This is a genomic window from Geobacillus sp. 46C-IIa (assembly GCF_014679505.1).
Lineage (GTDB): Bacteria > Bacillota > Bacilli > Bacillales > Anoxybacillaceae > Geobacillus.
In genome coordinates this window covers 2,688,265-2,707,385 of sequence record NZ_CP061474.1, presented here as the reverse complement: position 1 = coordinate 2,707,385, position 19,121 = coordinate 2,688,265, and the positions used below count along the sequence as shown (strand labels likewise).

The 19,121-nt window shown below is 53.0% G+C and carries 18 protein-coding genes and 1 pseudogene; 14 read left to right on the top strand and 5 right to left on the bottom strand.

The window, feature by feature from the left end; translation table 11 throughout:
* Positions 1–180: 180 nt before the first annotated feature.
* Positions 181–1,075: pseudogene (locus IC803_RS13455) on the bottom strand (transcriptional regulator).
* 151 nt (positions 1,076–1,226) lie between these two features.
* Here IC803_RS13455 and IC803_RS13450 point away from each other — a divergent pair.
* Entirely contained in the window at positions 1,227–2,345 is a 1,119-nt protein-coding gene (locus tag IC803_RS13450; RefSeq protein ID WP_081207793.1) for a TIGR04053 family radical SAM/SPASM domain-containing protein, read from the top strand.
* 131 nt (positions 2,346–2,476) lie between these two features.
* On the opposite strand, the gene IC803_RS13445 is transcribed toward IC803_RS13450, so the two are convergent.
* Complete coding sequence (locus IC803_RS13445) at positions 2,477–3,214, bottom strand: anti-sigma factor (RefSeq protein WP_081207794.1); 738 nt, start codon at positions 3,212–3,214, stop codon at positions 2,477–2,479.
* Positions 3,204–3,785: a sigma-70 family RNA polymerase sigma factor gene (locus tag IC803_RS13440; RefSeq protein WP_081207795.1), complete on the bottom strand. Its 582-nt coding sequence runs from the start codon at positions 3,783–3,785 to the stop codon at positions 3,204–3,206. The genes IC803_RS13445 and IC803_RS13440 overlap by 11 nt, the downstream gene beginning before the upstream one ends.
* Positions 3,786–3,994: 209 nt before the next feature.
* On the opposite strand from IC803_RS13440, the gene IC803_RS13435 reads away from it, so the two are divergent.
* The 5 genes from IC803_RS13435 to IC803_RS13415 all read left to right on the top strand — a co-directional run bounded on the left by IC803_RS13435 (position 3,995) and on the right by IC803_RS13415 (position 10,053).
* Positions 3,995–5,134, top strand: coding sequence for a COG1470 family protein (locus tag IC803_RS13435; RefSeq protein ID WP_081207827.1), 1,140 nt, complete (start codon positions 3,995–3,997; stop codon positions 5,132–5,134).
* A gap of 2 nt (positions 5,135–5,136) precedes the next feature.
* Entirely contained in the window at positions 5,137–6,093 is a 957-nt protein-coding gene (locus tag IC803_RS13430) for an ABC transporter ATP-binding protein (RefSeq protein WP_081207796.1), read from the top strand.
* Positions 6,094–6,139: 46 nt separating this feature from the next.
* Entirely contained in the window at positions 6,140–7,159 is a 1,020-nt protein-coding gene (locus tag IC803_RS13425; protein WP_369826932.1) for an ABC transporter permease, read from the top strand.
* 364 nt (positions 7,160–7,523) lie between these two features.
* Positions 7,524–8,699, top strand: a complete 1,176-nt coding sequence (locus IC803_RS13420) for an MFS transporter (RefSeq protein ID WP_184318345.1) — start codon at positions 7,524–7,526, stop codon at positions 8,697–8,699.
* Between the two features lie 295 nt (positions 8,700–8,994).
* The gene (locus tag IC803_RS13415; RefSeq protein ID WP_081207799.1) at positions 8,995–10,053 is read left to right on the top strand and encodes a multicopper oxidase domain-containing protein; all 1,059 of its coding nucleotides are present in this window, start codon (positions 8,995–8,997) and stop codon (positions 10,051–10,053) included.
* Positions 10,054–10,343: 290 nt separating this feature from the next.
* On the opposite strand, the gene IC803_RS13410 is transcribed toward IC803_RS13415, so the two are convergent.
* Complete coding sequence (locus IC803_RS13410; RefSeq protein ID WP_081207800.1) at positions 10,344–11,054, bottom strand: Crp/Fnr family transcriptional regulator; 711 nt, start codon at positions 11,052–11,054, stop codon at positions 10,344–10,346.
* A gap of 225 nt (positions 11,055–11,279) precedes the next feature.
* On the opposite strand from IC803_RS13410, the gene modB reads away from it, so the two are divergent.
* Both modB and moaA read left to right on the top strand, forming a co-directional pair.
* Complete coding sequence (gene modB / locus IC803_RS13405; RefSeq protein ID WP_081207801.1) at positions 11,280–11,942, top strand: molybdate ABC transporter permease subunit; 663 nt, start codon at positions 11,280–11,282, stop codon at positions 11,940–11,942.
* Between the two features lie 54 nt (positions 11,943–11,996).
* Positions 11,997–13,022 (top strand): GTP 3',8-cyclase MoaA, encoded by a 1,026-nt coding sequence (gene moaA / locus IC803_RS13400; protein ID WP_081207802.1) that lies wholly within the window; start codon positions 11,997–11,999, stop codon positions 13,020–13,022.
* A gap of 99 nt (positions 13,023–13,121) precedes the next feature.
* Here the strand turns inward: moaA and ric are convergent, their stop codons facing one another.
* Positions 13,122–13,829, bottom strand: a complete 708-nt coding sequence (ric, locus tag IC803_RS13395; RefSeq protein WP_081207803.1) for an iron-sulfur cluster repair di-iron protein — start codon at positions 13,827–13,829, stop codon at positions 13,122–13,124.
* A gap of 285 nt (positions 13,830–14,114) precedes the next feature.
* On the opposite strand from ric, the gene IC803_RS13390 reads away from it, so the two are divergent.
* Genes IC803_RS13390 through IC803_RS13365 form a run of 6 tightly spaced genes read left to right on the top strand, consistent with a single transcriptional unit; the run spans position 14,115 to position 18,303 of the window.
* Positions 14,115–15,071 (top strand): methyl-accepting chemotaxis protein, encoded by a 957-nt coding sequence (locus IC803_RS13390; RefSeq protein ID WP_081207804.1) that lies wholly within the window; start codon positions 14,115–14,117, stop codon positions 15,069–15,071.
* A gap of 50 nt (positions 15,072–15,121) precedes the next feature.
* Positions 15,122–16,381 carry a molybdopterin molybdotransferase MoeA gene (gene glp / locus IC803_RS13385; protein WP_081207805.1) on the top strand — a complete coding sequence of 420 codons (1,260 nt, stop codon included), beginning with the start codon at positions 15,122–15,124 and terminating at the stop codon, positions 16,379–16,381.
* Positions 16,378–16,878, top strand: a complete 501-nt coding sequence (gene mobB, locus IC803_RS13380) for a molybdopterin-guanine dinucleotide biosynthesis protein B (protein WP_081207806.1) — start codon at positions 16,378–16,380, stop codon at positions 16,876–16,878. The genes glp and mobB overlap by 4 nt, the downstream gene beginning before the upstream one ends.
* Positions 16,875–17,342 carry a molybdenum cofactor biosynthesis protein MoaE gene (locus IC803_RS13375; protein ID WP_081207807.1) on the top strand — a complete coding sequence of 156 codons (468 nt, stop codon included), beginning with the start codon at positions 16,875–16,877 and terminating at the stop codon, positions 17,340–17,342. The genes mobB and IC803_RS13375 overlap by 4 nt, the downstream gene beginning before the upstream one ends.
* Entirely contained in the window at positions 17,339–17,569 is a 231-nt protein-coding gene (gene moaD, locus IC803_RS13370) for a molybdopterin converting factor subunit 1 (protein ID WP_081207808.1), read from the top strand. The genes IC803_RS13375 and moaD overlap by 4 nt, the downstream gene beginning before the upstream one ends.
* 5 nt (positions 17,570–17,574) lie before the next feature.
* On the top strand, positions 17,575–18,303 hold the full coding sequence (locus tag IC803_RS13365; protein ID WP_081207809.1) for a YwiC-like family protein: 729 nt from the start codon (positions 17,575–17,577) through the stop codon (positions 18,301–18,303).
* The last annotated feature ends 818 nt before the right edge of the window (positions 18,304–19,121 follow it).

Sequence of the window (19,121 nt, the reverse complement as noted above, 5' to 3'; positions counted from 1 at the left end):
ACCATCAAATATACTTGATACAGAAAGACGCTCATGATACGCAAGTTAAAAATGATTTCGCCTGTACAATAACGTTTCTATTGTCAATGAAAGGTCAAGTGCACCTTTTGGTGATGACCTTAAATTTTATGAAACGGCAACAGTGCGAAAAAAGAACCGCACGGCCTCGGCTCTTTTGCGTTATTGGAGTGGAGGTTGATTTTGGTCCATTTCCTTCGCCAAGTCCGCCACTTCGGCGACGGTCAGCCCCGTTCGTTTCGCGGCTTCGTGAATAGGCAGGACGTCAAGCAAGTTTTTCGCGATTTCGATGGCTTTCTGTTTTTTCGGCTTGTTTGACCGCTTTCTCTTTTTCCTGTTCTAGATCTTCTACGAGTAAACGAAAGACTTTATTCATTTTCATCCACTCCTTTCCTTTTTGGGCGTATGACGGGTCAATAAACTTGTCCGTAGCTGTCAACACACCGGCGATGATGTGCAGCTGTTTCGGTTCCTCGTCGATCGTTTTCACCAGTTCGATCGTTTTTTTTCGATCATCGTTTGCCGGTCGAAGCGGGCGTGCATGAGCGGAACGGGGATGAGCTTCATCGTCTCTCCGGGGGTAAGTGGTTCACCGTTATGGATTTTTTCTTCAATGGCGTGAAAAATCGCATCCCCGTTGAATTCACCAAGCAACACCGCTTTGGATGAAAGAAACAAATCTCCGGCGTCCAGCTGTTGGCGGACGCTTGTGACATCGCTTTTGTAAATCACAACCATGCGAATCGGCCGGATTCGTTTTTCCTGTTGGTAGGATGTGTGCAAGATTCAGCAAGCATACTCAAGATACTTCAAATGGTTGTCAATGAATCGTTCGTTGCTTTCGTACTCAAGAAGCAGAATTGGAATCATCTTCGAGAAGAAACACGGTGTCGGCGCGTTTGTCATCCGCCCGTACAGACGGAAATTCGTTCGGCAACAGCGCTTTGATTCGCGGGAGTTCGTGAAGTCCGTACACATCGAGGAATTGGTTTTGGTACAATGCGCTGGGCGATTTGAGCAAAATGTTTTTGGCGTGGTACGAGATCCCGTTTAGCATCGTCTCATCTCCACTCGTTTTCACTTATACCGCTTGTACCATACGGCTGTCATCTTCGCTCATGGCACGATCGCTGTCGGCTGTGGATGTGATGGATATCACATAACGCGTCCAGCCATTGCGGTACAATGGAGGCCAAGGAGGGAATGGGATGCGCGATTTCCATGAAAATCCGTTTATTGTGATTTGGGAATTGACAAGGGCGTGTCAATTAAAATGCCTTCATTGCCGTGCCGAGGCGCAATATCATCGCGATCCGCGCGAGTTGACGTTTGAGGAGGGGAAAAAGCTCATTGACGAGATTTACGATATGGACCAGCCGATGCTCGTCTTTACCGGCGGCGACCCGCTCATGCGGCCGGATGTGTACGATTTGGCGAAATATGCGATCGATAAAGGGTTGCGCGTGTCCATGACGCCAAGCGCGACGCCCAACGTGACGAAAGAGGCGATCCGCAAAGCGAAAGAAGTCGGCCTGGCGCGCTGGGCGTTCAGTCTTGACGGGCCGAACGCCGAGATTCACGACCATTTCCGTGGTACGAGCGGCTCGTTTGATTTGACGATCCGTGCGATTCAATACTTGCATGAGCTCGATATTCCTGTGCAAATCAACACCGTCATTTCGCGGTACAACGTTCATGTGCTCGATGAAATGGTGGAATTGATTGAGAAGCTGAAATGTGTTCTTTGGAGCGTTTTTTTCCTTGTCCCGACAGGAAGAGGGAAAGAGTCGGATATGATTTCCCCCCTCGAGCATGAGCAGGTGTTCCGCTGGCTGTATGAGACGAGCAAGCGCGTTCCGTTTGACATTAAAACGACAGCCGGCCAGCATTACCGCCGCGTTGTGCTGCAGGCGAAAATGCGCGAAGGAAAAACGGCGAACAGCGGCATTCACTACGAAGATGTCTTGAATAAAGGATTAACCGGACAAGTCGACGGACTCGGCCGCGCGCCGAAAGGGGTGAATGACGGCAACGGCTTCATCTTTATTTCCCATATCGGCGACGTCTATCCGAGCGGGCTGTTGCCGGTCAAAGCCGGGAACGTCCGGGAAACGCCGCTTGCGGACATTTACCGGCATTCGCCGATTTTCCGAGACTTGCGCAATCCGGACCAATACAAAGGAAAATGCGGCGTCTGCGAATTCCGCCACGTGTGCGGCGGCTCGCGTTCGCGCGCTTACGCCGTAACGGGCGATTATTTGGAAAGCGAACCGTACTGCATCTATATTCCGAAGGCGCTGCGAAACAAAAAAGCAAACCGCCGCTAGGCCAACGGGGGAGGCTGTCCCCGGATCGGCTTGCCGCCCCCGAACGCAGCGGGGGCTTTTTTGCGGCGGCGGATGGATCAATGCGCGAGCGACACGGGCCGCTGGCCTGTGGCAAAAGGGGGCTTTGGCGTCTATTTGTGTTTGAGATCAACAATAAACGTTTCCGGCCCGGTCGGCGTCACGCTTCCCCCTTTTGGTTCGAGGCTCGCTTTAATTTGTTTGAACCGTTTGACGTCCTCGCCGGTGATCAAAATACGCGATGTCCCATGGCGGATCGTCAATAGCTCTCCTTTCATCTCGTTATCCGTGTACACAATCCACAATTGGTAGTCGCGAGCGGCGAACGGCTTGAGACCTTCGACCTCCATCACCATTTCTTTCGTATCATCATTGAGCCAAATCGTTCCGTTCAGCTGTTCGAAATGGGCCAACGGTTCGATCGGAAATCGCTTCGTTTCCGGATGATGAACGATTCGTTCGGGCGGGGCTTCGACAACGACATACCGGTAATGGTCGTTGCTCGGTTCGTGTGGAACGACACGCTCATCGCCAGAAAAGGAAGAGCGGAAGAAGAAAAGAAATGCGACGAGCGCCGCGCCCGCCAGCCCGGATGCCCACCGGAAACGGTGCTGCACTCGCTTCGCCCGCTTTTGCGCCTCTGCCTTGGCCCAAATTTGCTCTTTCATGGCGGAAGGAGGTTCGCCAGGTCGTGATGTCGCCTTCATCCCGATCGCTTCCCATGCCTTGAGCGCGTTTTGACAGGAGGCGCATTGGCGGAGATGGCTCGACACGGCTTCTTTTTCTTGTTCCGGCAGCGTCCCGAGCATCCAATCGACGATTTTCGTTTCCGGAATATGGCTATGCTTCATGCTTGTTTTCACCTCTCCCGGCTTCCAACCAGCGGAACAATGCTTGTTGTTTTCGCAAATTGCGCAGCCCGTAGCGGATGAGCGACTTGATGGAGCCTAGCGGCTTGTTCATCGCCGCGGCGATTTCCCGCTGGGTTTCGCCGCGAAAGTAAAAGTGAATGATGGCTTGCCGTTGTGCCTCAGGGAGATGGGTTAAGGCATCCAAAATGATTTGTTGTTCCAGCTGACGGAGAAAGTAGAATTCCGCCCCCTTTTCCTTCAAAGCGGCTTCCTCGAGCCTGCTGACTAACAGATGTCTGTTCTTGCGGAGCCGATCCAACGACCGGCTTTTTGTTTTGACGGCGAGGAAAGCCTTGACGCTTCCCCGTTTCGGATCAAATTGGGTTGGTTTTTGCAAGATTTCGAGAAACACGTCTTGGCTGACATCTTCCGCTTCCGCCTTGTCGCCGACGATTTGCAGGGCGATATGATAAACGATCGGAGCGTATTTTTCGTAAAAACGGTCAAAGGCGGTGCGGGAGCCTTCGGCGATTTTCTTGAGCAGTTCAGCGTCCTCCCAGCGATTTTCCATCTTGTCCCACCTCCCGTTTTTAGTAAGAAGCAACATTGCATTGCATCGATCGGCCCCATTGTTTTGATGGCTCGCCATTCGCCGCCTCTTTGTCTTCGTCTCCATTTTAGTCATTTTTTTGGCGCAAAACAAATCCATTTGGCTTTCTCCGGCGTATACAGAATGAAAAACAAGGAGAGGAGTGAAACATGGTGTCAAAACGAACAATGATGGTTTTTGTCATGGTGTTGACCCTCTTTTCCTTTTTTCTTGCGATCCGCCCGACATCGGCGGCGAGCGGTGTTGTTCTTTTTACACCGTACACCGGGCTTTCCGTGACGCCGGGGGAGACGATCGACTACACGGTCAATGTCATCAACAACGGTTCAGCTATTGAGAACGTCACGTTCTCGTTTGACGACCTGCCGAAAGGATGGTCGACATCGATCGTCGCCGGAGGGAGAAACATTGAGCAACTGTCTGTGAGAGGTGGAAAAGAGGAAGAGATCCATGTGGAGGTGACCGTGCCTCTTGATGTCGACAAAGGGGATTATCGGGTTGCCTTCGTTGCGAAAAGTGAATCGGGTTCCGCGCGGCTGCCTTTGCTTGTCAAGGTCACTGAACAAGGATCGTTTAAAACGGAACTGACGGCGGAACAAACGAATTTAGAAGGGCATGCCGATTCAAGCTTCACGTATGATGTCACGCTGAAAAACCGAACGGCCAAAACGCAAAATTACGCGCTAAGTTCGGCGGCGAAAAAAGGCTGGCAAGTTTCCTTTACGTCAGGTGGCGATTCGATTACATCGGTCAAGCTTGAGCCGAATGAGTCCAAAGACATCACCGTAGAGGTAAAACCGCCGGAAAATGTGAAAGCGGGCACGTACAAAATTCCGATCAAGGCGCAAACGAGCGATACATCGGCCGAGCTGACATTAGAGGCGGTCATCACCGGCACGTATGAGCTGAAACTGACGACGCCATCCGGAAACGTGAGCACGGATGTGACGGCTGGGAATGAAAAGGTAGTCGATCTTGTCGTCAAAAACACTGGAAGCGCCCCGCTTCTGGACGTCAATATGACGGCCGACACTCCGCCTGATTGGGAAGTTGAATTTGACCAAAGCACGATCGCCCAACTAAATCCGGGCGATTCGAAAACGATCAAGGCGAAGATCAAAGCATCGGATGAAGCCATCGCCGGGGATTATGTTGTCAACTTCCGAGCGCAAACCGCGGAAGCGTCGTCGGAGGCCGTGTTTCGCGTCTCGGTCAAAACATCGACCGTTTGGGGCGTGGTGGCGGTGCTGATCATTGTCGGAGTGGCGGGAGGGCTCTACTATTTAGTGAAAAAATACGGGAGGAGGTAAGCATGGAAGCACCTACTGTCATCGAGCTGAACAACCTTTCTAAAAGGTACGGTGACTACCAGGCGGTTGACCGTTTGTCCTTCTCCATTCGCAAAGGGGAGATTTTCGGGCTTCTCGGCCCGAATGGGGCGGGAAAGACGACGACGATTTTGATGATGCTTGGGCTCACGGAGCCGACGTCCGGCTCGGTGAGCGTATGCGGCATCGATCCGGTGCGAAATCCGATTGAAGTGAAACGAACAGTCGGGTATTTGCCAGATGATGTCGGCTTTTATCCCCATATGACTGGATTGGAAAATGTGCTGTACACAGCGGCGTTAAACGGCATCCCCCATCCTGAGGCGGAAAAGCGGGCATGGGAGCTGTTCGAACAAGTCGACTTGACCGATGCGGCTCATAAGAAAGCGGGGAAATACTCGCGGGGGATGAGGCAGCGGCTCGGCCTGGCCGATGTGTTGATCAAGCGTCCGGAAGTGATCATTTTGGATGAGCCGACGTTGGGCATCGACCCGGAAGGAGTGCGTGAGCTGCTGCGGCTGATCCGCGATTTGAGCCGCAATGAGGGCATTACTGTACTGCTGTCCTCGCACCAATTGCATCATGTGCAACAAATTTGCGACCGGGTTGGCTTGTTCGTTGATGGGAAACTGCTGGCCGAAGGGAATATGGAACAGTTGGCGCGGCAGTTGTTTTTGCAAGATGCCTATGTCATCCATGTGGCCGCTTCACCGCTTGACGCCTCCTTGCAGTCCAAAATCGAGGCGATTCCCGGCGTCAACAAGGTGGAGCGGATGGGAAATGGGTTGGATGTTTATTGTCAGACTGACGTGAGCGCTCACATCAGCCGAACGATCGTCGAGTCGAATGCCTCTCTGTTCCATCTCAGCCGCCGCGATTTCGGGCTTGATGAAATTTACCACCGCTACTTTGAGGGGAGGGAGGCGCGTGAAGGCGAGTAAGGCCCAGCAATGGGCAAAAGACATTTGGCAAGGGGCAAGACGATGGATGGAACGGGCGGAAGGCAAAGCAGCTAGCGAAACAAAGGAAACGGTCAGGGCGTCGAGCGCCTTTGGGGCGCTGGTGAAGAAGGAACTGGCTGATTACTTGACGAGCTGGCGCATTATTATTTTAGTGGCCATCATTTTATTGACGTGTTTCGGCTCGCTGTACACCGCCATGACAACGATTCGCGAGGCGCTCGATTCCTCGGAAGAAGCGAAAGAAGTCGCCAAAGGTTCGTATTTGTTTTTAAAACTGTTCACCGTCTCCGACGGAACATTGCCGTCGTTTATCACCTTCGTTAGTTTTCTCGGGCCGCTGCTTGGCATCGCGCTTGGATTTGATGCCATCAATTCGGAGCGGAGCCGAGGAACGTTAAGCCGACTTATGGCGCAGCCGATTCCGCGCGACTATGTGATCAACGGCAAGTTTGTCGCGGCGTTGTTGTTGAATGCCGCGTTGTTTCTTTCCCTCGGCTTGCTTGTAACGGCGTTGGGGATTTTGGTTTTGGGCATTCCGCCGACCGCCGAGGAGTTTGCGCGCATGGTTTGTTTCTTGTTGCTATGCCTTGTTTACATCGCCTTTTGGCTGAATCTTGGCATTTTGTTTTCTGTCGTCTTCCGCCAAGCGGCGACATCCGCGTTATCGTCGCTCGCGGTGTGGCTGTTTTTTCATTTGTTTTACTCAATGATCGTTGAAGTGTTTGCCAAATCGTTTTTGCCATCTAGTTCGATCACGTCCGTCGAACAGGCCGTCGGCCGGCAAGAGTGGGTGATCGGATTGATGCGGCTGTCTCCGAGCTACTTGTTCAGCGAATCAACGGCGGCGCTGCTTTCACCGGATGTCCGGACATTGGGCATCGTCACAGTGGAACAAACGGCTGGCGCTATCGCGGGGCCGCTTCCGTTTTCGCAAAGTTTGCTGCTCATTTGGCCGCAGGCAACCGCCCTTGTCGCCGCCACCCTCATTTGTTTTGCGGCCGCCTATCTGCTGTTTATGAGGCAGGAGATACGGGCGAGTGGGTGAGGGAACAGGCTGTTTGCAACAAGCAGTTTGGGAGGGGTGCGTGTTCAGCTGAACGGCGTTCCTTATGGCTTCATATGCGGTCAAATCATGGGGCTGATTCAAAAGAACCGTTGTATTTGAGTGAAACACGGTATATAGGATGTCCGGACGAGGCGGATGCGTGTATGCGGTAATGAAGAGGGCGTCTCATCGCTTTTTGAGACACCCTCTTTTTCTATATGTGGCGAAACAGTGACAGCGACTTTGACAAAATGGTGACAACGAGCAAGAACGTGATAAACCTCACAAATCAATTTCCTTCGCCCGCGTATGATGGAATTACAAACAAAGCCACATATTTTTGAAGATTAGGGAGGGGCTTTTCATGAATAAACAAAAAGCGCTGCTGCCCATTACGACATTCGCCATGATGTTTTCGTTCGCGGTTTGGGCCGTCTTTTCGCCGCTGGCGAGCACGTTCCAAGAGATGTACGGCCTGACATCGACGCAAAAAAGCATGTTAGTCGCCATTCCGGTGCTGCTTGGCTCGATCATGCGCCTACCGCTTGGCATTTGGACGGATCGGATCGGCGGACGAAGGCTGTTTTCGCTGTTGTTGCTGTTTTTAATCGTTCCGCTCATCGGCGCAGGGTTTGCGGATTCGTATGCGATGTTAATGTTTTGGGCGTTTTTCATCGGCATGGCCGGGACGTCGTTCGCGATCTCGGTAACGTTCGTGTCGCGCTTGACTCCGCCGGAAAAGCAAGGGACGGCGCTTGGGATTAACGCGATGGGCAACTTCGGTACAGCGGTCGCCAGCTTTTCGGTTCCATCGATCGCTGCCGCTTTCGGCGTCTCGTGGGCGTTTTGGGGAATGATCATCCCAGTTGTCGTCATGCTGATTCTCGTTTGGTTTTTCACGCCGGATATGCCGAAGCCAAAGCAACAAAAAACGATGCGCGAATCGCTGTCGGTGTTGAAATACAAACATACGTGGACATTGTCGCTGTTTTACTTCGTCACATTCGGAGCATTTGTCGCCTTTGGCATTTACTTGCCGTCGCTCCTCGTTGACTTGTATGGGCTGACACCGGTCGATGCCGGGATGCGCGCGGCTGGATTTACCGTACTCGCCACCCTTGCGCGGCCAGTCGGCGGCAACCTCGGCGATAAAATCGGCGCCGAGCGGGTATTGACGTTCGTCTACGCTGGAATGACAATTGGCGCCTTGGTGATTGCATTTGGAATGGAAAACATTTGGATGATGACGGCAGCCTGCCTGTTATTGGCGGTGATGTCTGGGTTGGGAAACGGCGCGGTATTCAAACTCGTGCCGCAGCTGTTCCCGGCGGAAACGGGCGCCGTCACCGGTCTTGTCGGCGCTTGGGGCGGACTGGGCGGCTTTTTCCCACCGATTTTAATGGGCATCATCAAAGACGCCACTGGTTCTTACGCGCTCGGGTTCATGCTTCTCAGCCTATTTACCTTAATCTGCTTCTTATTGAATCGAATCGTCTTTGGCAAAAAAGCAGGCGAACCGGCGAAACGGTACGCATCGTAACCATCGAAAGAGGTCAAAAGTATCCACTTTTGGCCTCGTTTTATTGTCCACCAGGCACGATGGACTCAACGGCGCTGGTGACAGAAGATGACGATTCAGAAAACGAAATGCCTGTTGTCCGTTAGCCAACGTGAGTACGCCCCTTATCGTTTTTACAGTAGCGATAAACATATTGTTCATCGTTTCACAAACCCTTCAAATATGCGTGCTTCTTGGTGATACAAATCACTAGAGGGGAGGCTGAAATGGCGTACGCTGAAGGTGTAAACCAATTCCGTTAGAGGAGGGAAGAATGATGAACCGAAATGGATGTGCATTGTTGTTGACCGTGCTGGCGGCTTCGCTTTTAGCGGCGTGCAATAACGGAGGAGAGCAGGCGAAGGCGGAAAACAAAGGCGAAACGGCGGCTGCGCAACAGTCAGCGATGAACGTTTTAGCTGCACACCAAGGAGTGAATCAAGCACCAGTGCCATTGAAAATGGAGCGGGTCGGGCCCCATGATGTCCGCATCGAAATGACCGCGCAAATTACCGATATTGAAATTGACAAAGGAAAAATGTACAAAGCATGGACGTTTAACGGCCAGGCGCCCGGACCGCTCGTCGTTGTCCATGAAGGGGATACGATCCATTTTACGCTGAAAAATATGGACCCAGCCATTCCTCACAGCATGGATTTTCACGCCGTTTACGCCTCACCGTCAAAAGACTTTATTGACGTGATGCCGAACAAATCGGGAACGTTCACCTATCCGGCAAACAAACCGGGCGTGTTTATGTATCATTGCGGCACAAAACCAGTCTTGCAGCATATCGCCAACGGCATGCACGGCGTCATCATCGTCAAGCCGAAAAACGGTTATCCAACCGACAAGGAAGTGGACCGCGAATATGTGCTCATCCAAAATGAATGGTATAAATATAACGATATGAGCGACTTCCAAAACGGCGTGCCAAGCTATGTCGTCTTCTCAGCGAAGGCGCTTAAACTTGGCGACCCGAATACGAACGGAGACACATTTACTCTTAAAGAAAAGCCGTTATTGGCGAAAGTCGGAGAGAAGATCCGCTTGTATGTCAACAACGTCGGTCCGAACGAAGTGAGCTCGTTCCACGTTGTCGGCACGGTCTTCGATGATGTGTACCTTGATGGCAACCCGAACAACCATTTGCAAGGAATGCAGACGGTGATGCTTCCGGCAAGCGGCGGTGCGGTCGTCGAATTTACCGTCACCCGCCCGGGAACGTATCCGATCGTCACTCACCAGTTTAATCATGCTCAAAAAGGAGCCGTCGCCATGCTGAAGGTGACCGAAACCGGCGAAGACGACGGCGCGGAAACGAGCGGACATTGATCGATCCCGTTCCCCCAAACGGGATGGATGCCGCCCAAAGCCTTATACTTCTTAATTATAGAGAGATTGAGAGAAAACGAAGTGATGCATATCACAGTAGATAAAGAAAAAGGAGAGCGGCCGGCAGACCGCGAACAACGGTGGGCCGGGCGCTCTTTCCATCAGTGCGCCAAAATGTGTTGATGGTTGCTTTATTGTTTGAGGGGCGGTTACATATTGGTAACGAGCCCCCCCCACACTTCAGGCGTTAGCGAAGCGGGGGGATTGACTCCAAAATAAAAACGCCGTGCTCATTCAATGCAACAAATATCCGGTGGGCAATCTTCGCATTGGATTTCCGTTTTTAAATAGTTCAAATCGTGGACGGTAATTCTCCCCCGCTTCATCGAAATAATCCCGTCTTGCTTTAACGCATTGAGCATCCGATTGACGCTTTCGCGCGTTGTGCCGCAAAAGTTGGCTAAGTCCTGGTTTTTTAACGTCACATCAATGAAAATACTCCCGTCCTCAAGCGGGACGCCATAGCTGTTGCATAGGCGAATGAGCGTCGAATAAAGCGCCCCTTTTTTACCGTTCATCATCAAGTCACGAAACTTCGTCTGCGTTCGCCGGGCATGCTTGCTGATCCAACGCATATATTCAAGGGTAAGGGTCGGATTAATCAGCAGCTGCTCTTCGAGTTCGCTTTTCTTCATCACCGCTGCTTCACCCGGTTCAATCACTTTGGCGGTCAATAAATAGCGGGCATCATTCGTAAACAGCGTCAGCTCGCCGACGATTTCTCCGCTTCCGCAAATGCGGAAACACATTTCTTTTCCATCGGGGCAAATTTTGCTTACTTGCACCTTGCCGGAAAGAATCAAATACAGCTCGTTGGCCGGCATTCCTTCTTGAAACAAAAACGAATGTTTGCGAAGCGGAATCACTTTTTTCGACGATTGCAGCCATGAGCGCAAGAGGGAAAAATCTCGTTTCTCCACTAGTTGGCTTTGCCGTTCCATGATTGACACCTCCATTTGTTCGGCTGTTTCTATTGTAAAAAACATCACAGTGAGGACAGAGTGAAAAAAATCACCGTTTGTCACTTTTTTTGTGCAGGTTGTCACAAATTTTTCTAAACCGGATTTCCCCGCCCATATGATACAATCAATGTGAGCAGTGTCACAGCGCTTGCCTGCTCGTTTTCGTATAGTGAGGATGGAGATGGAACAAAGAGAGGCTGACTCATGACATCGTTTTGGTCACCGGTTTGGTTATCGATCAAAGTATCGCTCCTCGCTGGATTGATTGTCGCGGTCTTAGGGACAGCGGCGGCGAGGCGGATGGCGCGCCGTCGGTTTCGCGGCAAGACAGTGGTGGAGACGGTGTTTATGCTGCCGCTCGTCTTGCCGCCGTCGGTCGTCGGGTTTTTGCTCGTCGTCTTGTTTGGCCGACATAGTCCCATCGGCCAGTGGATCGAAGCGTCGTTTCATATGACCGTACTGTTTACGCCCGGTGCCGCGGTGATGGCCGCCGTGGTCGTGTCATTTCCGCTCATGTATCAGGCGGCCAAAGCCGGGCTTGAAGCGGTCGATCCAACCATTGAAGGGGCGGCGCGCATCGATGGGGCGAATGAGCGCCAAGTCTTTTGGCATATTTCGCTGCCGCTGGCCAGACACGCGTTATTATCCGGGGCAGTGCTGTCATTTGCCCGCAGCCTCGGGGAGTTTGGCGCAACGCTCATGTTTGCCGGCAATATTCCAGGAAAAACGCAAACGATCCCGACCGCTGTCTACATGGCCATGGAATCGGGGCGGATGGAGTTAGCGTGGGCATGGGTGGCGGCCACGATCGGATTGTCATTTAGTTTGTTGGTCTTTGCGACAAAACTTGGTCGTTTACGGGAATAAAAAAAGCCGCGTGTCACCATCGTGCGGCGAACGAAACAGAAAGGAGGGAGCGCGATGAGCGATCGCAACCGGACGAACGTCATGGACCGCCTGTCCCGCCCGCTTCGCGATTTGCGGTTATCGGTGATCGATCAATGCAACTTTCGCTGCGTCTATTGCATGCCCGCTGAAGTGTTCGGGCCGAATTTTCGCTTTTTGGCGGAAGGCGAGCGGCTGACGGTCGAGGAAATGGCGCTTCTATCGGAATGCTTCGTCGAGCTGGGCGTCGAAAAAATCCGCCTGACAGGGGGCGAGCCGCTCTTAAGGCGCGATTTGGACGCGCTTGTGGCGCGGCTGTCTGCGATTCCCGGCCTGCGCGATCTCGGCTTGACGACCAACGGCGTCCATTTAGTGAAATGGGCGCAGCGGTTGAAAGAAGCTGGATTGAAGCGCGTCAACGTCAGCTTGGATGCGTTGGATGAGGACATTTTCCGCAAAATGAACGGCATCGGCGTCGGCGTCGCTCCGGTGTTAAAAGGCATTGAAGCCGCCCGGGCGGCGGGGCTCGGTGTCAAGGTGAACATGGTCGTCAAAAAAGGATGGAACGACTCGCAAATCGTGCCGATGGCGGCCTATTTCAAAGAACAAGGCATTCCGCTCCGCTTGATTGAGTTTATGGACGTCGGCACAACGAACGGCTGGGATTACTCCCATGTCGTGACGAAAAAAGAGATGTATGAGCAAATCAACGCCATGCATCCGCTCGAACCGGTTGAAAAAGCGTACTTCGGCGAGGTGGCGAACCGCTACCGGTACGTGGGCACGAACGTTGAAGTCGGCTTTATCGCCTCAGTGACGGAAACGTTTTGCCAAAGTTGCACGCGGGCGCGCATTTCCGCGGACGGGAAGCTGTATACGTGTTTGTTTGCCTCGAAAGGCGTGTCGTTGAAAGACAACCTGCGCGCTGGGGCGACGAAAGAGGAACTGAAGTCATTGATCACTGCGGTTTGGAATCAGCGGATAGATCGCTATTCGGAAGAACGGACGGAAGAAACGGCGAAACAACGGGCGAAAATTGAAATGTCGTATATTGGGGGGTAACAAAGAACCGGGGCCGCTCTTTCCATCGAAGAGCGGCCCTGTTCTTATTGCTCGCTGCGCATGCCTTTGCCTTACAAATGGGGGAAAGGCTTTGCTTGCTTATGCCTTCACCGCTGCCAGCACGCGCGGGAAGAGGACGTTGTTTTCTAAATGAATATGGGTAAACAAATCTTCCTCAAGCGCTTCGAGTCGGTTGTAGACAAGCCGATACGTGCCGCACGCGTCTTCTGGGGGGGTGAAGTCGTTGGTGATGTCGCGAATGTCTTTGATCAAATCGCCGGCTGCGTCATGTTCATTGACGAGTTCGCGAACGGCCCGCTCGACCGCCTCTCGGTTTTCCGGCGATGGGTTGTCGGCAAATTGTAAAATGAGCGGGAACGCTCCGGTTTCTTCTTTGATCAAGTGCTGCTCAAGCTCCGTTTTTAACTCATGAAACCGTTTATGCACGCGGGAAAGGTGCGGGTGGTGCATGCCGTGTACGCGCAATACTTTTGTGACATACGGGCTGAGCTGCGGCAGTTCCTCGTTCAAATAGCGGTGGTGCGTGTTGATGATATGATCGACCAAGTCGGCTAGCGGCGCTTCGCCCCAGTTTCCAGTCGGCTTGTTTTGCGCCTCCGCATAAAGGGTGTTCAGCTCGCGAAGGAGCGATTCGCCATCCAGTCCGCGCTCTTCGATGGCTTCTTTTAACGGGCGCTGTCCGCCGCAGCAAAAATCGATGCGCCGCGCTTTAAATAAGTCGGCTGCTTTCGGAAATTGCGTAACAATATCCCCAATCAACGATTGTTCGGTAAACCGCTGTTCCATTGATCATCCCTCCATCGTTAAGTCGTTACAGCTTCAGCATACCGTGTTTTTTGCGAGGGGGTTGTGACGGATCTCACATATACGAAAAAAAGTGGACAGTGATGCGTGTGATAAACCTCACAACAGCCTTCTTCCTCTTCATGTACAATAAAGAAAAGCGGGCTTTTGCCGACTGTTTATGGAAGGCAGTGTTCGCTCCATAATCGAGAGAGTACATGTTCAGCAGATAACATACAACGTGTTGACAACAGAAGCAAATCCAAAGAAGGAAAAGGGGAGATGGATATGTGGGCGTTGGCGAAGGGAAGGCAGTGGGAGGAGGAAAAAACAGAACTGGAACGGCAACTCGCTGAGATGAAAGAAGAGCTCACGAGACAAAAGGAAGCGATTCATGAGACGGTGGCCGGCCTGCTCGGGGAATTGCGGGACATCGTTCACCAGCATGAGATGGTCAACGGACAACACCATGTATTAGGCCAACTTGTTGACCGAACGAAAGAAAAGGTCGATCATGTCAGTACACTCAGCAAGTCATCATACGCGATCTCCGACCGTCTGTGCGAACAAGGAGACTCGTTGACGGAGACAGCGGGCCAGATGGTCGCGGCAGCAAAAGAAGGCATCCGCATGTCGGAAGAAATGGAGCAGGCGATGGGGAGGCTCGGCAATGAGATGAAAACGACGTCGGCGGCGATGCATCGGTTGCGCGGCCGCTCGCAAGAGATTGAACAAATTGTGAAAGTGATCAAAGAAATCGCCGGACAGACGAATTTGATTGCGTTAAATGCCTCGATCGAAGCCGCCCGCGCCGGGGAGCATGGAAAAGGGTTTTCCGTCGTCGCTGCCGAAGTGAGAAAGTTGGCTGAGCATACGGCGGACAGCACGGAGACCATTCACCAGTTAACCGATGCCGTGCAGCAGGAAATTGAGCGGTCGTTAGAGCAGACGGAAGCCATTTCGTCCTTGATCGAAACGGTTGTCCAAATGAGCATCCATACAGCGCGAAAATGGTCGGGGATGATGGAGCTGATCAATCGAGTCGAACATCGAGCCCAAGACGTGCTAAACTATATTCAGGAACAATACCGCTATGCAGATAAAGTGAGGCATGCACTCGAACAATCAGCCGCGTTGTTCAGCGAAACGCGGGAGATGATTTTGCAACATATCGCCGATGCGAGTGTCGTTGATGAAAAGTTGGCAGAAGGCATAAAACAGCTGCAACAATGGCAACAACGGTAAAAGAAAGATTATCGTTGCCGCCAGCCATATGATTGAAAGGAGAGAGAGAGATGGTCGAAAGACGAACCCCGATTCCTGTAGCGGAAGCGATCGCTAGGGTGATGCGCTATGCCGGAGTGGGGGAAGAGGAAACGGTGCCGCTTCGGCGGTCGTATGGCCGCTATTTGGCTGAAGATTTGCGCGCTGACCATGACGTGCCGCCGTTTGACCGCTCCCCGTATGACGGATTTGCCATTCGCGCCGCCGATTCGGAAGGAGCGGGGCTGAACCACTCAGTAGAGTTTGAAGTGATTGAGGCGATCGGTGCTGGACAAGTCGCCGCCAAAACGGTCGGTCCGTTTCAAGCGGTGCGTCTGATGACCGGGGCGCAAATTCCGCAAGGGTGCGATGCGGTCGTCATGTTGGAGCTGGCCAAACAGTATGAACGGGATGGAAAAACGTATATGTCGATTAAGCGCCCGTTCCGCCCGGGCGACAACATCTCGTTTCAAGGGGAAGACGCCAAGAAGGGACAGCCGCTCGTTGAGAAAGGAACGCGCATCAATCCGGGAGTGGCGGCGCTGTTGGCGACGTTTGGCTATGCCGAAGTGAAGGTGGCGAAAAAGCCGCGGATCGGCTTGTTTGCGACCGGCAGCGAGCTGCTTGACGTTTCTGAACCGCTCGTTCCGGGAAAAATCCGCAACAGCAACGCCTACATGATTGAAGCACAGGCGCTCAAAAGCGGCGCTGAGCCGATCTATTTTGGCCAGCTGGCCGACGACCTTGACGCGTGCTTTCACGCCGTGCGCGAGGCGCTCGACCAAGTGGACATGCTCATTACGACCGGAGGCGTCTCGGTGGGCGACTTCGATTATTTGCCCGCCATTTATGAGCGGCTTGGGGCGAATGTGTTGTTTAACAAAATCGCCATGCGCCCGGGGAGCGTGACGACCGTCGCCGAGTGGAATGGCAAGCTGCTGTTTGGCCTGTCCGGCAATCCGTCGGCGTGCTACGTCGGCTATGAACTGTTTGTCCGCCCGGTCGTGCGGACGCGCTTGTTTTCCGCCAAGCCATATTTGAAAAAAGTCAAGGCCACGCTCGGCGCCGATTTTCCAAAACCGAATCCGTTCACCCGCTTCGTGCGCAGCCGGGTCGAGGTGGTTGACGGTCGGCTTGTCGTGAAGCCGGTCGGCATGGACAAGTCGAACATCGTCACCTCGCTTGCCTTTGCCAACGCCTTGATGGTGTTGCCGGGCGGGACGAGAGGGTTTGCGGTTGGCGATGAGGTGGAAGCGTGGCTTTTGGATGACGATGAGGGGTCAAGCGAATGAACGTCTGGCAAGTCGTCGGCTATAAACATACAGGCAAGACGACGCTCGTCGAAAAATGGGTGGCGGCCGCCGTCCGGGAAGGATGGCGCGTCGGGACGGTGAAACATCACGGCCATGGCGGCGAGCCGGCACGGCCGGAAGGCGTCGATTCCGTCCGTCATGAGCGGGCGGGGGCGGTGGCGGCAGCGGTGGAAGGGGACGGGCTGTTGCAGCTGCATCTCCGCCGCCCGTTGTGGCGGTTGGATGATGTGTTAGCGCTTTATGCGCCGCTTCGGCTGGACCTCGTGCTGGTTGAAGGTTATAAGCAGGCGCCGCATCCGAAAGTGGTGCTTGTGCGCTCCGAGGAAGATTGGGTGTCGCTTCAGCATCTCGCCAACATCCGCGCCGTCATCGCCTGGGAGCCGCTTTCCCAGCCGTTGCCGCACCCCGTGTTTTTGCTGGCTGATGAGGCCGAATATATCCCATGGTTGATGAATGAGGTGAGAAGGCGGACATGACGGAATCGTTGTTTGCCATCACGTCCGAGCCGATTTCGGTTGAGGACGTGATGAAAAAAGTGATGCGCCCGGAAGCCGGCGCGGTCGCCGTGTTTGCCGGCACGGTGCGCGAATGGACGAACGGCAAACGGACGCTCTTTTTGCAATATGAAGCGTACGTGTCGATGGCCGAGAAAATGCTGGCGCAAATCGGAGCGGAAATTGCTCAAAAATGGCCGGGAGCGAAAACGGCAATCACCCACCGGATCGGGCGCCTTGAGATCGGCGACATCGCTGTCGTCATTGCGGTTTCTTCGCCGCACCGCGCGGAAGCGTATGAAGCGAACCGTTACGCCATCGAACGGATCAAACAAATCGTACCGATTTGGAAAAAAGAACAATGGGAAGATGGCAGCGCATGGATTGGCGATCAACTGGAAACAAAAGCTTATCCGTCCGGAAAGCCGGAGGTGGATGAACGATGATTCGTGTGTTGTTTTTTGCCCATTTGGGCGAACAAGTCGGAGAGCGGGAAGTGACATGGCCGCACGTCCCTGACACCGTAGGGAAGCTGAAAGAAGAAGTAGAAGCGCGTTACGGCTTGCCGCTTGACCGCGTCATGACTGCGGTCAATGAGGAGTACGCCCGCGACGACGCACCGCTTCAGCCGGGTGACACGGTCGCCTTTATTCCGCCAGTGAGCGGGGGGTGAGGGAGATGGCGAACAAAAGCCAATGGGTGATGCCTAAACAACACGGCGCTTGGGCGATGCTCATCATCCCGTTTTGGCTCGGTGCCTGCGCCGGCGGACTCTCGTGGATTCACGCGCCGCTCTTTCTCGCTTGGCTTGCGCTCTACTTGGCGACGTATCCGCTCTTGATGGCGGTCAAAACGAAGCGGAACGAGCCGTACATGCCCGCTGCCATTCGCTATGGCGCCATCGCCGCGCCGGCGCTGGCCGTTTCCCTTTGGCAGCGGCCGGCTCTTGTTCTCTTCGGATTGGCGATGATTCCGTTTTTCCTAGTAAACATCTACTACAGCAAGAAAAAGAACGAGCGCGCCTTTTGGAACGATGCAGCGGCCATCGCGGCGTTTTGCGTCGGCGGCTTGGGCGCCTTTTACGCCGGACGCGGGGCGTTGACGACCGAAGCGTTTGAACTCGCCCTGTTTTCCTTCCTCTTTTTCATCGGCAGCACGTTTTACGTCAAAACGATGATTCGCGAAAAGAAAAACGTGCGATACAAATGGCTGTCATGGGGCTATCATGCCCTGCTTATTGGCGGCTTGATCGCCATCGGCGAGCCGTTCGCCGTTTTGGCCTATGCGCCGAGCGCCATTCGCGCCGTCTACTTATACGGAACATCGCTGCCGATCATGAAACTAGGCATCTTGGAAATCGCCAACGCGGCGTACTTTTTCATTGCGATGATCGTGCTTTACTCTTGAACAACGAACCCCAAACGGGAGGCATCAATGACCGTTTGGGGTTTTTTCTTTTGGTTAGGCGGTATTGCTTTTTCATTGCACAAGCATGATGTGAAATGGGTGTGAATTCCTTGTAACGGTGTTGCAATGGATCGTTTCAAAAGCCTACCTCCTCTTCTTCCATGCTCGTTCTCAAATAAATAAAGAAGGGAAACATTTCAACATTCATTATAGGATTGTAGACGTTCCAGCCCAAAACCATGTCGAACTTTGTCTGTCGAAAACGGTGGATGGCAGGGAGGAGGAAAGATACAATTTTATTGTAAAAATAATGGAAATCGGGAAGGAGAGCATATGAGAAACATTTGTTTGCGACGATGGTTAGTTTGGATGGTCGTATGGGCTTTAATGGTGTCAATCATCCCGACAAAGGGATTCGCCGAAACGATCCAATCAGGAGTTGGCCGTATAGTGCCAAAAGAAGAGCCGCCAAAGGTGCCGGAAGCCCCGAAACGTCAACACAAGTCAGGGGAAATCGTGGAGCAGCGAACCGCCAACACCAAAGTGTACGACAACGGCGATGGGACGTTTACCAAGAAGATCTACTTCGAACCGATTCATCGTAAGAAAAAGGGAGAGCCGCTATTTGAGGAAACATCTTCGAATCTAACGGACTCTGCGAGCGATGAGAACGGTGTGGAGACGGAGAACACCGTTTTGGAAACTACCTTTTACAAAAAAATGTTCAATGGAGAATACGCCACGTTTCGTTACAATGGACATTTTATCTCTTATTCGATTTTAGAGGCATCTGGGAATGAAGCGAAGCCGATCAAGGC

Bases quoted from the DNA above. Each gene is read 5' to 3' on its own strand.
- IC803_RS13450 (WP_081207793.1), top strand. From the start codon at position 1,227: ATGCGCGATTTCCATGAAAATCCGTTTATTGTGATTTGGGAATTGACA.
- IC803_RS13445 (WP_081207794.1), bottom strand. From the start codon at position 3,214: ATGAAGCATAGCCATATTCCGGAAACGAAAATCGTCGATTGGATGCTC.
- IC803_RS13440 (WP_081207795.1), bottom strand. From the start codon at position 3,785: ATGGAAAATCGCTGGGAGGACGCTGAACTGCTCAAGAAAATCGCCGAA.
- IC803_RS13435 (WP_081207827.1), top strand. From the start codon at position 3,995: ATGGTTTTTGTCATGGTGTTGACCCTCTTTTCCTTTTTTCTTGCGATC.
- IC803_RS13430 (WP_081207796.1), top strand. From the start codon at position 5,137: ATGGAAGCACCTACTGTCATCGAGCTGAACAACCTTTCTAAAAGGTAC.
- IC803_RS13425 (WP_369826932.1), top strand. From the start codon at position 6,140: ATGGAACGGGCGGAAGGCAAAGCAGCTAGCGAAACAAAGGAAACGGTC.
- IC803_RS13420 (WP_184318345.1), top strand. From the start codon at position 7,524: ATGAATAAACAAAAAGCGCTGCTGCCCATTACGACATTCGCCATGATG.
- IC803_RS13415 (WP_081207799.1), top strand. From the start codon at position 8,995: ATGAACCGAAATGGATGTGCATTGTTGTTGACCGTGCTGGCGGCTTCG.
- IC803_RS13410 (WP_081207800.1), bottom strand. From the start codon at position 11,054: ATGGAACGGCAAAGCCAACTAGTGGAGAAACGAGATTTTTCCCTCTTG.
- modB (WP_081207801.1), top strand. From the start codon at position 11,280: ATGACATCGTTTTGGTCACCGGTTTGGTTATCGATCAAAGTATCGCTC.
- moaA (WP_081207802.1), top strand. From the start codon at position 11,997: ATGAGCGATCGCAACCGGACGAACGTCATGGACCGCCTGTCCCGCCCG.
- ric (WP_081207803.1), bottom strand. From the start codon at position 13,829: ATGGAACAGCGGTTTACCGAACAATCGTTGATTGGGGATATTGTTACG.
- IC803_RS13390 (WP_081207804.1), top strand. From the start codon at position 14,115: ATGTGGGCGTTGGCGAAGGGAAGGCAGTGGGAGGAGGAAAAAACAGAA.
- glp (WP_081207805.1), top strand. From the start codon at position 15,122: ATGGTCGAAAGACGAACCCCGATTCCTGTAGCGGAAGCGATCGCTAGG.
- mobB (WP_081207806.1), top strand. From the start codon at position 16,378: ATGAACGTCTGGCAAGTCGTCGGCTATAAACATACAGGCAAGACGACG.
- IC803_RS13375 (WP_081207807.1), top strand. From the start codon at position 16,875: ATGACGGAATCGTTGTTTGCCATCACGTCCGAGCCGATTTCGGTTGAG.
- moaD (WP_081207808.1), top strand. From the start codon at position 17,339: ATGATTCGTGTGTTGTTTTTTGCCCATTTGGGCGAACAAGTCGGAGAG.
- IC803_RS13365 (WP_081207809.1), top strand. From the start codon at position 17,575: ATGGCGAACAAAAGCCAATGGGTGATGCCTAAACAACACGGCGCTTGG.